Source organism: Sphingobacterium siyangense, assembly GCF_023277505.1.
Classification (GTDB): domain Bacteria; phylum Bacteroidota; class Bacteroidia; order Sphingobacteriales; family Sphingobacteriaceae; genus Sphingobacterium; species Sphingobacterium siyangense.
Genome location: NZ_CP080574.1, coordinates 6,037,838 through 6,052,181 on the forward strand (window position 1 = coordinate 6,037,838; position 14,344 = coordinate 6,052,181).

13 protein-coding genes are annotated in these 14,344 nt (G+C 40.6%); 7 read left to right on the forward strand and 6 right to left on the reverse strand.

From position 1 onward, the window contains the following. Positions 1–10: 10 nt before the first annotated feature. Positions 11–475 (reverse strand): copper resistance protein NlpE, encoded by a 465-nt coding sequence (locus K2F45_RS25325; RefSeq protein WP_248932649.1) that lies wholly within the window; start codon positions 473–475, stop codon positions 11–13. 195 nt (positions 476–670) lie between these two features. After that, positions 671–1,045, reverse strand: coding sequence for a DUF3127 domain-containing protein (locus K2F45_RS25330; RefSeq protein ID WP_075994416.1), 375 nt, complete (start codon positions 1,043–1,045; stop codon positions 671–673). A 77-nt stretch (positions 1,046–1,122) separates the two neighbouring features. Here K2F45_RS25330 and K2F45_RS25335 point away from each other — a divergent pair, with 77 nt between their 5' ends. The 7 genes from K2F45_RS25335 (at position 1,123) to K2F45_RS25365 (ending at position 8,152) form a co-directional block, all read left to right on the forward strand. Further along, the gene (locus K2F45_RS25335) at positions 1,123–2,301 is read left to right on the forward strand and encodes a THUMP domain-containing class I SAM-dependent RNA methyltransferase (RefSeq protein ID WP_248933814.1); all 1,179 of its coding nucleotides are present in this window, start codon (positions 1,123–1,125) and stop codon (positions 2,299–2,301) included. Continuing rightward, the gene (locus K2F45_RS25340) at positions 2,294–2,941 is read left to right on the forward strand and encodes an HD domain-containing protein (protein WP_248932650.1); all 648 of its coding nucleotides are present in this window, start codon (positions 2,294–2,296) and stop codon (positions 2,939–2,941) included. The genes K2F45_RS25335 and K2F45_RS25340 overlap by 8 nt, the downstream gene beginning before the upstream one ends. A 265-nt stretch (positions 2,942–3,206) precedes the next feature. Next, entirely contained in the window at positions 3,207–3,974 is a 768-nt protein-coding gene (locus K2F45_RS25345) for a glycerophosphodiester phosphodiesterase (protein WP_088163159.1), read from the forward strand. 102 nt (positions 3,975–4,076) lie between these two features. Beyond that, positions 4,077–4,913 carry an endonuclease/exonuclease/phosphatase family protein gene (locus tag K2F45_RS25350; RefSeq protein ID WP_248932651.1) on the forward strand — a complete coding sequence of 279 codons (837 nt, stop codon included), beginning with the start codon at positions 4,077–4,079 and terminating at the stop codon, positions 4,911–4,913. Positions 4,914–5,142: 229 nt separating this feature from the next. Beyond that, entirely contained in the window at positions 5,143–5,961 is an 819-nt protein-coding gene (locus tag K2F45_RS25355) for a DUF4197 domain-containing protein (RefSeq protein ID WP_240199704.1), read from the forward strand. A gap of 347 nt (positions 5,962–6,308) precedes the next feature. After that, positions 6,309–7,571: a peptidase T gene (gene pepT / locus K2F45_RS25360; RefSeq protein WP_248932652.1), complete on the forward strand. Its 1,263-nt coding sequence runs from the start codon at positions 6,309–6,311 to the stop codon at positions 7,569–7,571. A gap of 17 nt (positions 7,572–7,588) precedes the next feature. After that, positions 7,589–8,152 carry a nitroreductase family protein gene (locus tag K2F45_RS25365; protein WP_075994422.1) on the forward strand — a complete coding sequence of 188 codons (564 nt, stop codon included), beginning with the start codon at positions 7,589–7,591 and terminating at the stop codon, positions 8,150–8,152. 69 nt (positions 8,153–8,221) lie between these two features. Here K2F45_RS25365 and K2F45_RS25370 read toward each other — a convergent pair whose 3' ends face one another. The 4 genes from K2F45_RS25370 to K2F45_RS25385 form a co-directional block, all read right to left on the reverse strand. Beyond that, the gene (locus tag K2F45_RS25370; protein ID WP_075994423.1) at positions 8,222–8,929 is read right to left on the reverse strand and encodes a hypothetical protein; all 708 of its coding nucleotides are present in this window, start codon (positions 8,927–8,929) and stop codon (positions 8,222–8,224) included. Beyond that, complete coding sequence (locus K2F45_RS25375; protein ID WP_248932653.1) at positions 8,919–9,467, reverse strand: RNA polymerase sigma factor; 549 nt, start codon at positions 9,465–9,467, stop codon at positions 8,919–8,921. The genes K2F45_RS25370 and K2F45_RS25375 overlap by 11 nt, the downstream gene beginning before the upstream one ends. Positions 9,468–9,611: 144 nt before the next feature. Then, the gene (locus K2F45_RS25380; protein ID WP_075995000.1) at positions 9,612–12,209 is read right to left on the reverse strand and encodes a TonB-dependent receptor; all 2,598 of its coding nucleotides are present in this window, start codon (positions 12,207–12,209) and stop codon (positions 9,612–9,614) included. A gap of 772 nt (positions 12,210–12,981) precedes the next feature. Beyond that, complete coding sequence (locus K2F45_RS25385; protein ID WP_075995001.1) at positions 12,982–14,238, reverse strand: YeiH family protein; 1,257 nt, start codon at positions 14,236–14,238, stop codon at positions 12,982–12,984. Positions 14,239–14,344: the final 106 nt, after the last annotated feature.

Below are 14,344 nucleotides of genomic sequence, written 5' to 3' on the forward strand. Positions count from 1 at the left end.
GAGCTTCGTTTTACAGTTTCTCTCCTTCGACCTTATTGTACACATAGAGATGTGCATTGGGACCATCGATCGCATGGCCTTCCTGATCTAGTCCAATCAGCTTATTTTCGCCGACCTTCAATTTCATATTTGTCTCTTTCCCTGTGAGATGAACAACGGATCCGTTGTCATGCCACATGACTTTGCCAGTATCCTCAACCTTGGTATTTTTATTAATATATTCACTGACGATGGCAAAGGTATTATCATTCTTTAAGGTAATATTGGTTTTGATACCTTCACAATCTGCACAGGGAATAGTAGCTTCATAGGTACCAGCCCAATCCAGTGAGTTTTGCGATGTATGGGCAGTATCTACTGCCGCGGTCTCATGTACTGAAGAATCTCCTGTAGCATGCGGACTCTCTTTTGAAGTTTGATTGCATGCACTTAGCGAAACTGCTGCTAAGCAAAGAAATAATACGGATAATTTCATATCTATTGTTTTTTGATGTACGACACCGTATAGCAAGCAATTTCAGCGCCAAGAAAAATCAGGTGCCCATGCTGATGCTATGAAAGAAAAAAGGCTTCTTGAAGAAGCCTTTCTATTGTAAATAACTGAATTGTTTACAGTTCAAATAATCTATTGGCTACCGCAAGGGCGATAGTGCATAAAATCCTATTCAGATTAGAATGGTAGATCATCATCATCTGATGAACCAGCCAAATCTACAGGAGCAGGCATATCCGCGTAACCTGGAGAAGATGGTGCTGGAGCAGCATTACCTAATTTTGTTACACGCCATGCGACCAATGAATTGAAATAAGTTGTTACGCCATCTTTATTAGTCCAAGGACGACCACGAAGATTAAAAGATACTTCTACCTCTTCACCAATTGCTAGGTTATCAAAAATTGACGTTCTGTCTTGTGTTGATTCAAAACGGATATACTCAACAAATTGTGGGTTTTCGGCATAAGCTACAATCATATCGCGTTTTTTGAATGATTCTGTCACTTGTTGTGTCGCTCCTATCTCGTGTACTTTTCCTCTAATTTCCATAATCAAAAAAATAAATATTAAAGCGTAAAATTAAGCAATTTTTGAGGAAGAGTTTAATTAACTTTGTACAAAATATGATGGAAGTTTTCAACACCCCCAATAAAGTTATTATAACGTGCAATAAGCGCTTATCACCTTATTTGCAACAGGAAGTTAAAGAGTTAGGTTTTGACATTGTCAGGGCATTTCCTACAGGAGTAGAATTAAAGGTCAGTATAAACGATACGATCAAGCTCAATCTGAACCTGCGCACAGCATCTCAGATTTTGTATTCGTTAAAAGAGTTTACGGCCAATAATCCGACGGAGCTCTATGACGAATTGAGTCAAATCGCATGGGAAGAACTCATTCAATTTGACGGATACTTCTCTGTCAGCTCCAATGTGGACAATGAGACAATCAGTACACCATTATTTGCAAACGTCAAGGTTAAAGATGCAATCGTAGACCGTATCAAGGAAAAAAAGGGTATGCGCCCTAATTCAGGTCCGGACAATAATAAAGCGGTTGTGCACTTGTACTGGAAAGATGACCGTGCTGAAATTTTTCTAGATACCTCAGGTGAAACACTAGCGAAACATGGCTATCGGAAGATCCCGGGAAAAGCGCCCATGTTGGAAGCCCTGGCAGCCTCTACTATTATTGCGTCCAAATGGGATGGTAATTCTCCTTTTGTAAACCCGATGTGTGGATCCGGAACCTTAGCTATTGAGGCAGCTCTGATTGCAACAAACAGAAAACCTGGATTATTACGCATGAACTATTCATTTATGCATTTCATAGGTTATGATGAAACAGTTTTCTTCCAGGAGCGTCGCGTACTTAAAGATCAGATCAATAAAAAAGTGGCTCCGCAAATTATCGCAAGTGATATTTCGGAAGAGGCAATCAACGTCTCCAAGATGAACGCAAGAACTGCTGGTGTAGAGCAATTAATTTCATTTGAAGTATGCGATTTTGCCGAAACACACGTTCCTAAAGAAGGAGGTGTCATTTTATTCAATCCTGAATATGGTGAACGTTTGGGCACACACAGCAAGCTAGAAATTACCTATAAGCGTATGGGAGATTTCATGAAACAGGAATGCAAAGGTTATAGAGGCTATATATTTACTGGAAATCCAGATCTGGCAAAGAAAATCGGGTTGCGCGCATCCCGACGTATAGAATTTTATAATGGTAAATTAGATTGTAGATTATTAGAATACGAATTATACGAGGGTACTCGCGAAAAAACAAAAGTATTGTATGAATAACATTATTGAGCGCACAGTAGCATTTGTGCAAGACCGGTTGAAATTTGCAGAAGCAGGCCACGATTGGTCGCATATTCAACGCGTATGGAACAATACGAAGTTAATTTTAGAAGATGAAGAAGCAGATGTTATGGTGTGCGAATTGGCGGCGCTATTACATGACATCGCTGACAGTAAATTCCATGATGGCGACGAAACAATTGGCCCTCGTGTTGCCGGAGAGTTTTTGGCAAGTCTAGAAATTTCGCCTGAGATCATTGACCATGTCAAGAAAATCATCTTCAACATGTCTTTCAAAGCAAGTTTAGGTGAAGTTTCATTCCATTCAAAAGAGATGGAGATCGTGCAAGATGCTGACCGTCTAGACGCTATTGGCGCAATAGGTATTGCCCGCGCGTTTAGCTTTGGCGGAAACAAAGGCCGTGAGATGTATAATCCCAATGTTCCCGTTCAGGAATATAAGGATAAGGAAGCGTACAAGCATTCGGAGGCTCCTACAATCAATCACTTCTACGAAAAGCTACTATTGTTAAAGAATAAGATGAATACAGAAGCTGCGAAAAGAATCGCAGCGCATCGCCATGATTATATGCTCAGCTTCCTAGATGAGTTCATGTCCGAATGGAACGGTAAAAAATAAATTACACTTAACAATTCCTAAATATAAAAGTGGTACTTTAGATCTTGTACATCGAGATAAAAAGTACCACTTTTTTTGTCCTATGTAAAATCAGCTTTTAAACAGATTTGTAAGAAACGATCCTATCATAAGGGGTCGATTTTTTACCACAAACATCTTAATCGGTAATATAAATGCCCAAAAAGAGAAATAGAATAGGAATAAATCAACGAGTGAAACGTGCAAATTATGCCGTTGAAAACAAACACTCATACATAATTATCACATGAAAAAACATATTTTTAGCTGTCTGACTCTAGCCATGGTGATCTCATCGTCGGCATTATTTGCACAAACTAAGGCCATTGCACATCGTGGCGTATGGAAAAACAGCCATCTTCCACAAAATTCCATTGCTTCTTTAACAGCAGCCCACGACCTTAAGCTCTTCGGATCCGAATTTGATGTGCATTTGACCAAAGACAATATTCTTGTGGTCAACCATGATAATGATTTCTATGGTATCGATATTGCCACAGCAACGTACAAGGAGCTCTTAGAAAAGAAGCATCCTAACGGTGAATCTATTCCCACCTTGGAAGAATATCTTAACGCTGGAAAAAAATTGAAAGGTTTACGTCTTATCCTTGAATTGAAAATCAATAAACTAGGCGTAGAACGTACACTTGAAGCGACAACAAAAACGGTGGAAATGGTTAAAAACTTGAAAGCAGAGAAAGTCACTGATTATATTTCCTTTAGCTTTGAAGCTTGTCAGAAGATTCACGAACTGGCGCCTAAGGCCAATATTCAATACCTCACAGGCGATAAAACTCCTGCTGAGGTGAAGGCTGCAGGAATAAATGGTTTGGATTATCACTTTTCGGTTTTCAAAAAGAATGCGACATGGCTGAAAGATGCACATCAACTTGGCATGAAAGTGAATGCGTGGACAGTAAACACAGAAGAGGAAATGACAAATCTAATTAATCAGAAAATTGATTTTATTACAACTGACGAACCTGAATTGTTGCTCCGTGTATTAAAGAAATAACAATACCGTTGAAATAGTCATGGTTCCTAATCAGTCGACCACTTATCAGGCCGACTTAATGAGCATGACCGTTTCAGTACCTTTTTAAAAACTAGATTCTAAATGAAAAAAAGTATTATTCTCGCTTTAGCGCTCTGCCTATCCTTTCTGTCTTATGCACAGGAATTTATTGCAGCCAGCTATAATATCCGTCAAAGAAATACCGTTGATGTTGACAATATGTGGAACGACCGCAAAGTTCCGCTAACCAATCTGATTAAATACCATGGCTTTGATATCTTTGGTATCCAAGAAGGTTTTTTTGATCAGGTTCAAGATCTTAAAAAGCTCCTCCCTGGATTTGATTACGTGGGTGTTGGTCGCGACGATGGTGCACAAGAGGGCGAGCACTCGGCTATTTATTACAATACAAATCGCTTTAAAGCAATAAAGAGCGGAACTTTCTGGCTTTCGGCAACAGATACCGAACACCCAAATAAAGGCTGGGATGCAGCACTACCGCGGATTTGTACCTGGGGTATTTTTGAAGACAAGGCCAACAAAAAACGCTTCATCTTCATGAACACGCACTTTGACCATATCGGCCGTACTGCACGCACCGAGAGTGCCAAGTTGATTCTAGAAAAAGCAAAAGAGTTTGCCAAAGACCTACCTTTGATTTTAACCGGCGACTTCAATGTGGATGAAAAAGATGAGGCTTATTTCACATTAGCCAATAGCAAAATAGTCACTGACGTACATGAACTGGCAACATTCAAATATGAACCCAATTCTTCCTTCAATGGCTGGGGCAAAAGCATCAGACCAACAGGCCGCATTGATCATATTTTTATTACCAAACCTTTCCAGGTTAAAAAATATGGTATCCTGACGGACACGTATATGAATAAATTCCCCTCAGATCACTTTCCAGTAGCAACGACGCTCTCCTGGAAATAATATCATGTTAATTACAACAACCCTATAACACAAACAGCAGGTTCGCTTAGAATCTGCTGTTTTATTTTGTGGAACAGCTTTTTATTTATACCGCATCAGGGATAGCGATTCAGCACGGTGTAGCGCATCTGCTACGATTCTTGACAATAGCTATGGTTCCTAGCAATTGCTTTAAACTTTCACATAAATTAACAGTCGATATGTTTAATTTTGACAGCAAAACAATAACATGATGAAATTTCCACTATTATATTGTACACTATTTGTCTCAGGACTACTTTACTCCAATGCAAGCGAAGCACAGATTTTTAAGAAAATCAGTGAAACACTGACAAAAGCAAGTCAGGGCCAAACCGACAGTACTAAAACGACGACAGCATCAAATACTAAAGCAACAGCATCAAAATCCAACACCTTGACGTCTTTATCCAACAAAGATGCTTCATTGGGGATCAAACAGGCTTTAAGCAATGGTTTAAATCTGAGTATCGAATCTTTAGCCAAGAAGGATGGTTTTTTGGGTGATGCGGCAGTAAAGATTTTGATGCCTGCCGAAGCACAGAAAGTAGAAAAAACACTTCGTGCTGTTGGTATGGGAAAATTATGCGATCAGTTTATACAGAGCATGAACAGAGCTGCTGAGGGAGCCGTCAAAGAGGCTGCCCCCGTATTTGTCAATGCACTTTCAAAGATGACAATTACAGATGCGACCAATATTCTTCTAGGCAGCAAAGAAGACGCCGCGACAACGTTTTTTAAAACAAATACATCGACAGAGTTAACGAACAAATTTAGTCCAGTTATCAAATCTGCCATGGGTACTAACAATGTGGACCAGTATTGGACACAATTGACCTCAGCTTATAACAACCTCCCATTAGGCAATAAAGTGGAGACAAATCTTACTGCCTACGTTACGCAGAAAGCAATTGATGGTCTTTTCATCAAAGTTGCCGACCAGGAGTCAAAAATTAGACAGAACATAGGCGGCAGCAGAAATACCAATATTTTACAGAAAGTATTTGGTTACGCAGACGAAAAGAAATAGAGAACGATACAATAAAAAGAGGACCTGTCAACGATTTGATAGGTCTTTTTTTTAATGTGGGATCATCCAAGATTTCTGTTCACATATCTATGGGTAAAACTTTACTGTTCAAAAGCGCTACAGCACATTGTATGTAGCAATAAATTATAGATAACAATAAATTCCTTTCAGCGGGAATTGGGGGCGTGCCCCCTCCTATGAGTTTCAGTTATTGTCAGTTTGTTAACAAATAGAATCAAACCTGTAGAGTAGGGACAAATTGTTTGTAAATGCAACCAAATTAAATTGCAAATAAAAAGCAATTTATCTAAGTTTGACCACCCTTATCACATTAAGGCTATTAGAAAATGAGCACATTTGAGATCAACAACATAAGTGATTTTTCGGTATCCGAAAGATTTCAACGCTATGTACAGATTGACACACAATCTGATGCAAATTCACCAACATGTCCTTCTACGGAAAAGCAAAAGAACCTTGGAAAGTTACTTGTAGCGGAGTTGCTGGAATTGGGTATTTCGGACGCGGCAATGGATGAAAATGGCTATATCTATGCAACTATTCCATCCAATACTGCCAAGCAAGTTCCTGTTATCTGCTTCTGTTCTCATATGGATACATCTCCGGACTCTTCTGGAAAAGATGTTAAACCACTGGTTCATCCTAATTATCAGGGCCAGGATCTTGTGCTTCCTGACGACAAGAGTATTATTATCAAATACGCCGAACATCCCGATCTAGCCAATCAAATTGGCAATGATATCATTACAGCGAGTGGCACCACTTTGTTGGGTGCAGATGACAAAGCAGGTGTGGCCGAAATCATGGATGCTGCCCGTTTATTGATGAAACATCCTGAAATCAAACATGGCGATATCAAAATTCTTTTCACACCAGATGAGGAGATTGGAAGAGGTGTTGATAAAGCAGATTTGAAACGTTTAGCAGCAGATTTTGCTTATACAATGGATGGCGAAAAAGCGGGAACCATTGAGGATGAAACATTTTCAGCGGATGGAGCTACATTAACTATTCATGGTGTATCCGTACATCCGGGCTTTGCTAAGGGTAAAATGCAAAGCGCCATCAAAATCGCCAGTGCGGTAATTGATGCACTACCAAAAGATCGACTTTCACCTGAAAGCACCAACAAAAAAGACGGCTTTGTACACCCCGTTCATATCAGTGGATCTGTGGAAAAAGCTGAAATTCAATTTATCGTACGCGACCACGTTACAGCCAATCTAAAGAAACATGAAGATGAGCTGGAAGGCATCGCAAAATCGATTGTCGAACAATATCCAAACTGCACCTATACTTTTGTCGTAAAAGAACAATACCGTAACATGAAAGAAGTGCTGGATCAGCATCCTGAAATTATGGAAATCGGTATGGAAGCCATCAACCGTGCAGGAATGGTGGCCGAAAGAAGAAGTATCCGCGGTGGAACAGATGGCTCCCGCCTTTCATTTATGGGCTTACCTTGTCCAAATATTTTTGCTGGAGGGCATGCTTTCCACGGAAAACAAGAGTGGGTAGCTGTACAAGATATGGAAAAAGCCGTCAAAACAATTTTGCATGTTGTATCTTTATGGGAAGAAAAAGCATAAAGGAAAAATAAATTATAATGAAAAACGACGTATTAAAAGCAATACACTACAGAAGATCCGTATTTCAAGCTTCCTTTACTGAAGAAGAAGTCAGTAAAGAAGATATCTTGAGTATCTTGGAAGCGGCCAATGCTGCTCCAACACACAAAAGAACACAACCTTGGCGTTTTGTGATCTTCCGCAAAGAAGGATTAGAACGTTTAGGCACCGAATTATCACGTATCTACAAATCGGTAACACCTACAGAGAAATATACTGAAGCAACTGAAATAACAATGGGCAAAAAAGCAACACAGTCAAACGTTGCCATTGCGATTGTTGTCAATTATACGGGTGAAGTTCCTGAATGGGAAGAATTAGCTTGTACAGCTGCTGCAGTTGAAAACATGTGGTTGGCTGCGCACTCGCTAAATATCGGTGGATACTGGGCGACTCCAGGTTTAATCAATCACTTGGGTGGTTTCTTAAATCTCGAGGAAAATCAAAAATGTATCGGTCTATTCTACTTAGGACACCACCAATCTGAGGCGCGTGAACCTAACCGTACACCCATTGCAGATAAAATTCGTTGGGAAGAATAAACTTTATATCCTCTCTTATAGAATAACAGCCCATTTATTACAAAATGGGCTGTTATTTAAAACCGATCTCTATTTCTTCTCAATTCCAAAACAATGCGGAGGTTTAATGACAGCTGCTTGTGCCGTATTATTTTCCGCTTTAACGGGGAAAACAATCTTTAAACGGCCTTTTGTTCCCTGCCATTTTGGTCCATTCTGTAGAAGGTGAACCGTTTCATTAAAGAGTAACTGATCGGGTTGCCCTTCGGCAGCAATATTGGTGGGCACTCCATTTTTGTCGATCGTAAAATTGACAATAATTTCGCCACCTCCTGCAGGCGCTACCGACTTCTGATTGAGGTACTGTTCAAAAATTTTCCATCCTTCACGGGGTGTTGCATCCCCCCCGTCCAGCAAAGGTTGAACAGATACCCTATTTTCAGGTTCACTTAATTCTACATCCGTTGTACGCTCAGCTTTGCCGCTAAAATGTTTAAAATATAGCAGGGCCAATAAAGTCACAAACAGTACACCTGCGGTAGCACCTATGGCCAAACGCTGCCATGTGAAATACTGGGCGTGTCTTGTTGCAACAGTATCTTCCACCCTACGATTGAGGCGTTGTTGCAATAGGCTCAATTGCCGGGCATCCACACCATTTTGTAATCGGTAACCATCGATGGCATCTTGTAAAAAGGGATCTTCCAACGCTTCACGTTCCAACTGAAACATCTCCTCTTTACTCATCAAACCATGGATGTAATTATGGATCCTTGATAATTGATAATTATTTTCCATTTTCTTTCCTTTCCATACAGATTTTCAGATTGCGCTTTCCATTTTGAATAGCACTTTTGACCTTATTCAAATCATATCCAGTCAAATCTGCAATATCTTTATAACATTTTTGCTCGAGATAGAACAAACGTACACATTCCTCTTGTTCGCGGTTTAAAGTTTGCATACAGCCTTCCAGTTTCTCGAAATCCTTTTCTTCCCACTTCGCTTCACTGGTATCATTTAGCTTTTGTTCGCTTTCAAACAAATTGTTTTCAATATCAACCTGCGTCGTCCGCTTATCCTTACGTAATTGCATAAGGCAATAATTTTTACTGTAAACGTGTAACCAGCTCTTAAAATTATCGACTTCATATTGACGAAGCTTCTGTATCAGCTCTTCAAATATCTGCATCACAGCATCCTGACTACGATCGGGATCCTGTAAGTATTTAAAGCACACACCATAAAGCAAAGACATATAGGGCGAATATAGTTTCCCCAGTGTAGACAAGTCACCGCTTGTTTTATAGTGTTGTAAAAGCTCTTTTTCGTTCATGCGCAAATCATTCACCTTAATGATGATTTAATATACAAATTTCCATATATAAAAAAAGGAGCTATTCAAAATTACCGAAAAAACAAAAACCGTCCCCATGATAAAATGGAGACGGTCGATAAGAATATACTATGAATTACGGATTTAATTCCCTTGTTTCCAATTGTATCGCAGTGTAACGCCGTAAGTCCTTGGATCTGCAACTACACCTGCGTATTGCCCATAACTTCCAGGTGCCGCCAGCAACTGCTCGTAGTAATCTTTATTTGTTAGATTTCTACTCCACACAAACACCGAAATACCATTCGATCCCCTGAATCCTAGCCTGGCGTTCAAGACCGAATAGGCATCAATATTTAGGTATTGGGATGGTGAAGAACTGGACGAAAATTTAGAACGGTGAAATAGGTCTGCACCTAAAAAGTAAGATCCATTAAGCCCGATCAGCTTACCGCTTTTATTCGCTTCGCCACCCAGCGACCAGGACCATTTGGAAACACCAGGAAGGACGCCACCAGAAATATCTTTAAAAGCCTGAGCTCCGCCAACCTCTTCTAAAGGGACAGGTGCATTGGTAAATTTGACATACTTGGCATCTGTATAGGCCAGTGCTCCATTCAATCGGAGAAAATGTCCGATGTTGATGTTTCCATCCAATTCAACACCCTTTACACGCACCTTCTCGGCATTGGCCAGATAACCACGGTTCACCCCTGGTTCAGGAGTCTGCACTTGGGTCTGGTAGTCTTTGATATCCGTTTGGTACACGGTCAGATTGAGCAGTGAATTGCGTGTTGGATTCGTCTTCACACCAATTTCCTTATGACGGACAGCCTCAGGTTTTACTTCGGCGAGATCCAGCAACACTGCTCCATTGGCTGTCGGCAATCCGCCGACGTTGATACCGACAGGTTTATAGCTGATGGAATACGTTGCGTAAGCATTTATCTTTGGATTGAAGCGATATCTTGCGGAGAGTTGACCAGAGAAATTGTCTGCATCCGCATTGACATCAAAAGTCTGATTGGTATATACACCGTTCTTTAAGGCAAGCAGGGCGGGATCTGAGGTCTGCAAACCACCATAGGTCTGCCTATCGTAGTTGGCCACCTTTTTATCGTAATTGTAGCGCAGCCCTGGGAGGATATGTAATTTTGGCGTCACAGCCCAATCAATCTGTGTATAGGCTGCCAAGCTTGTGCTTTTAATCCCGTAAACGGTCTTGATTCCAAAATTGTCAAATAATCCCGGTGTCTGCCACAAAGCACTGGTAGAGCTTTTTTGAAAACGCCAAAAGGCAGATCCTGTTTCTTCGGTATGTACGGGGTCTGTACCCAGATCCTGCCAAAGGCCAAATAAACCGACGACCCCGCTAACCTTTTCACTGATTTTTCCAGAGTATCTGAACTCCTGTGACCACTGGTTATGGACGGAATTACCTGCTGAAACGGTGTATACCGGAAGTCCTAAATAATCGCGGTCATTGAGCGGGACCCATGTCCATGTCCGCCACGCAGAGGTTGAGGTCAGTGTCCCTTCTCCAATCTTGATATCGGCATTCAATGCGACCCCACCCAATTTATTATCAGCTTTAGATTGCGTATCCAAATCTATCTTACGCTCGAAGGCACTTTTATAAGGCAACTCGTAGCCCAGATCTTTAATAATTGCATCAAATTGTCTATAGTCTGCACGCTGTGTTTTTACAACTCCGGCAACCGCCCAGCCGTAACCATCGGGTTTCTGTGATGAAACATCACCCGAAAGCACCAGTTTGATATTCTCGGTTGGGGTAAACAGCAATTGCCCTCTAAAGCCCAGGTTGTTGATATCATTGATCTTCCTATTGGTATGTACATTAAACAAGTTTCCATCCCGTTGTGTGCCAGAGAAAGAAGCTCTCGCAGCCAGGTTTTTGGCCAATGGCCCCGAGATTGAAGTCTTCGCCTGAATAAAACCTTGGTTTCCGTAGCTGACTTCCACATTGGCCTCTGGTGTGAATTGTGGTAAACGTGAGGTTATATTAAATGCACCTGCTGTTGTATTCTTTCCAAAGAGTGTACCTTGAGGTCCACGCAGCACCTCTATCTGGTCGATATCAATAAAGTCCAGCCAAGTCGCGGCAGGGCGGGCGATATATACACCATCAAGATAAAATCCTACACCAGGATCGATACCATCATTGGTGAGGCCATAAGTTGAGCCCAGTCCCCGGATATTAAGCGTCGTATTACGTGCATTCGATGCATATAACTGAACTGTAGGTACAAGCTCTTTTAGTCGATTAACATTAAATGCCCCTGCATCCTCCAATGCAGCGCCACGAATAATCGATACGGGAATCGGAACATCCTGTAACTGCTCCTTACGACGGCGTGCGGTGACCACTACTTGATCCAATGCTTCCAATCGTGGGGTAAGCTCAATCACTGCCGGAGAATGGTCCACCACGATATGACGGGTTTGATAACCAACAATGGATACAATCAATGAAAATGGCAATTTTTGTCCTGTTACAAACTGGAAAACGCCTTTACTGTCGGTTTTCACCTGGTGTGTAACAGCCTCCAACTGAACCGTTACGCCTTGCAGGGGCTCTTTTGTTACGGCGTCAATTACGGTACCTGTTAACGAGGCATTTATAATAGGTTTAGGGTTTTCTACTTGCGCGTAGGTATGGTAAGAACCTGTTAAAAGCAAGCTAAAAATGACGCTAATTCGAAAAATAGCATTTTTTTTCATAAATTTATTCAGTTTAATGGTGAATCTAAAACAAGTGCCAACGCCAATCGATACTTGCTTCATTGTTAAAACTTTGTAAAAGGGAAGCCTCGGCTTCCCTTTTCTAATATAAGAGAGTGTAAGAGAGAAATTTTAACAACACATTCGTTTCTTGTCACTTTTTAGGGTAACAACAGATCCTTCTACCGAAGCAACCAATAAACTTGTTTTTGGAGAGTAATTTTGTTTCATTCTTTTTATCTTGTTATTTTCTTTTATTTCCTGCTGCATAAACGAATCCGTATATGCACTTATCAGGCAGCAATTTCAAACAACTTTCATCACATTTCTTTTTTATAAAATCAATTACATGGCTAGTTCGATTCATAATCAAGTCAGTCCTTTTTGCTCGCCTTCCTATTTACCTGTAAATCAGATAACGATACAAATATATAAATATTTTTTAAAAGACTACTAATTTGATAGATTTAATGATATTTTTTTTCAAAACCCAATTAAACCTTAACTAACAGCCATTTAGATCCAAAAAAAAGGCTATTCATAGTTCCCTCAGCATGAAAAAAATCGCGAAGGCAACCATCCTACACACCAACAATCCAGCGAAAATCAAGAAGCAAGCGATTTTATAAAAAACGAAGATCTGTGCTACGAATCAGAAAAAAAATCACTCATAACCCCTTGATGAAAAAGCATAAAAAAGGCCGTCCTAGTTAGACAGCCATCTTTACAGTCATATTTTAACGATCTATTTCACCTTGAAACACTTACCGTCTTAGCGAAATAGCACCAGTGCAATCAATAAGGTGATAATAACATTAAAAGTCTGGGCAATCAGAAAAGCATATAGCGGTTTCTTGTTATCTTGAGCAAAAAGATCCTTAAAGTTCGTTTCCAAACCAATGGATGTAAATGCCAGGGTAAACCAGAGGCCCTGTAAGTTTTTCAAACTTCCTTTGACGGCATCAATCTTCTCGGGAGATATCACGAATGAAAAGAGCAGCGATGCAAATACAAATCCCAACACAAACTTCGGGAAACGTTCCCATATAATTTTTAGCGTAGGCTTATCCCGCTTGGTTTCATCATCAACCGATTTCGCATAAGTCCAATAAATACTGATTGCAAAAGCAGCCAGCCCCAACAATACGTTTTGGGAAAATTTCACAATGGTACTGATTTTCAACGCTTCTTCTCCTACCAGGGAACCTGAAGCCACGACAGCACCAGTTGTATCAATACTCCCGCCGAGCCAAGCACCGGTAACTTCTTGCGACAAGCCCATCCACTCCGCCATATAAGGCATGAAAATCATCATTGGAATCGCTGTAATAAGGACCAACGAAATGACATAGGAAAGCTTTTTGCTATCACCTTTAATTGCTCCCGAAGTTGCTATCGCTGCGGAAACACCACAAATAGATACTGCACTCGACAGCATTAGGGACATCTCCTTATCAATCTTTAATTTTTTACAGATCCAGAAAGCAAAGTACCAAACAGACAATACGACAGCCAGTGCTTGAATAAGCCCCAAGGATCCCGCTTTGAGGATATCCCCGAAGATCACTGTAGTTCCGAGCAGAATTAGGCCTATCTTGACATACAGCTCGGTACTGAGCGCCTCTTTAAACCAATTAGGCAGTTTAAAGCAATTGCTGATGACTAAACCGATAATCAAACTAAAAATTACAGCTTCGAGATTGTATTCTTTAACCGTTGCATTCCCTGCCAGCACCAATGCAAATACGGTAAGGATAAATACAACAGGAAATACAACGAATAAATGTTTTACAGATTTCCCCAAAAGAAAGGCGCCCAATATCGCGGTAACGAATACAAAAATAAACTGCTCAAAAAGCTTCATTAAATTTGTCGGGTCGAAAACCGTTGCGACGAGTTCGGCGGAATTACTCCACGAAAAACTAGGTACTGGCGCAACAATTCCTGAGAGTGCGAGAAATATGGTAGCGATCCCCAAAATGACGACTACCCAGTCTTCTGTAAATGTAAATGATCTTGAAGATGTCATATAATGGTTAGGGTTTAAAAGGTTAAATTTAGCATAATTACAGTGACTTTCTAGGATTGTAACACAAAAATGGCCGAAGATTTCTCTCCGGCCATCAACCAAAACC

Coding starts and splice junctions, on each gene's coding strand:
- K2F45_RS25350 (WP_248932651.1), top strand. CDS start 4,077: ATGAAAAAAAGTATTATTCTCGCTTTAGCGCTCTGCCTATCCTTTCTG.
- K2F45_RS25355 (WP_240199704.1), top strand. CDS start 5,143: ATGATGAAATTTCCACTATTATATTGTACACTATTTGTCTCAGGACTA.
- K2F45_RS25340 (WP_248932650.1), top strand. CDS start 2,294: ATGAATAACATTATTGAGCGCACAGTAGCATTTGTGCAAGACCGGTTG.
- K2F45_RS25370 (WP_075994423.1), bottom strand. CDS start 8,929: ATGGAAAATAATTATCAATTATCAAGGATCCATAATTACATCCATGGT.
- pepT (WP_248932652.1), top strand. CDS start 6,309: ATGAGCACATTTGAGATCAACAACATAAGTGATTTTTCGGTATCCGAA.
- K2F45_RS25385 (WP_075995001.1), bottom strand. CDS start 14,238: ATGACATCTTCAAGATCATTTACATTTACAGAAGACTGGGTAGTCGTC.
- K2F45_RS25365 (WP_075994422.1), top strand. CDS start 7,589: ATGAAAAACGACGTATTAAAAGCAATACACTACAGAAGATCCGTATTT.
- K2F45_RS25325 (WP_248932649.1), bottom strand. CDS start 475: ATGAAATTATCCGTATTATTTCTTTGCTTAGCAGCAGTTTCGCTAAGT.
- K2F45_RS25375 (WP_248932653.1), bottom strand. CDS start 9,467: ATGAACGAAAAAGAGCTTTTACAACACTATAAAACAAGCGGTGACTTG.
- K2F45_RS25380 (WP_075995000.1), bottom strand. CDS start 12,209: ATGAAAAAAAATGCTATTTTTCGAATTAGCGTCATTTTTAGCTTGCTT.
- K2F45_RS25330 (WP_075994416.1), bottom strand. CDS start 1,045: ATGGAAATTAGAGGAAAAGTACACGAGATAGGAGCGACACAACAAGTG.
- K2F45_RS25335 (WP_248933814.1), top strand. CDS start 1,123: ATGGAAGTTTTCAACACCCCCAATAAAGTTATTATAACGTGCAATAAG.
- K2F45_RS25345 (WP_088163159.1), top strand. CDS start 3,207: ATGAAAAAACATATTTTTAGCTGTCTGACTCTAGCCATGGTGATCTCA.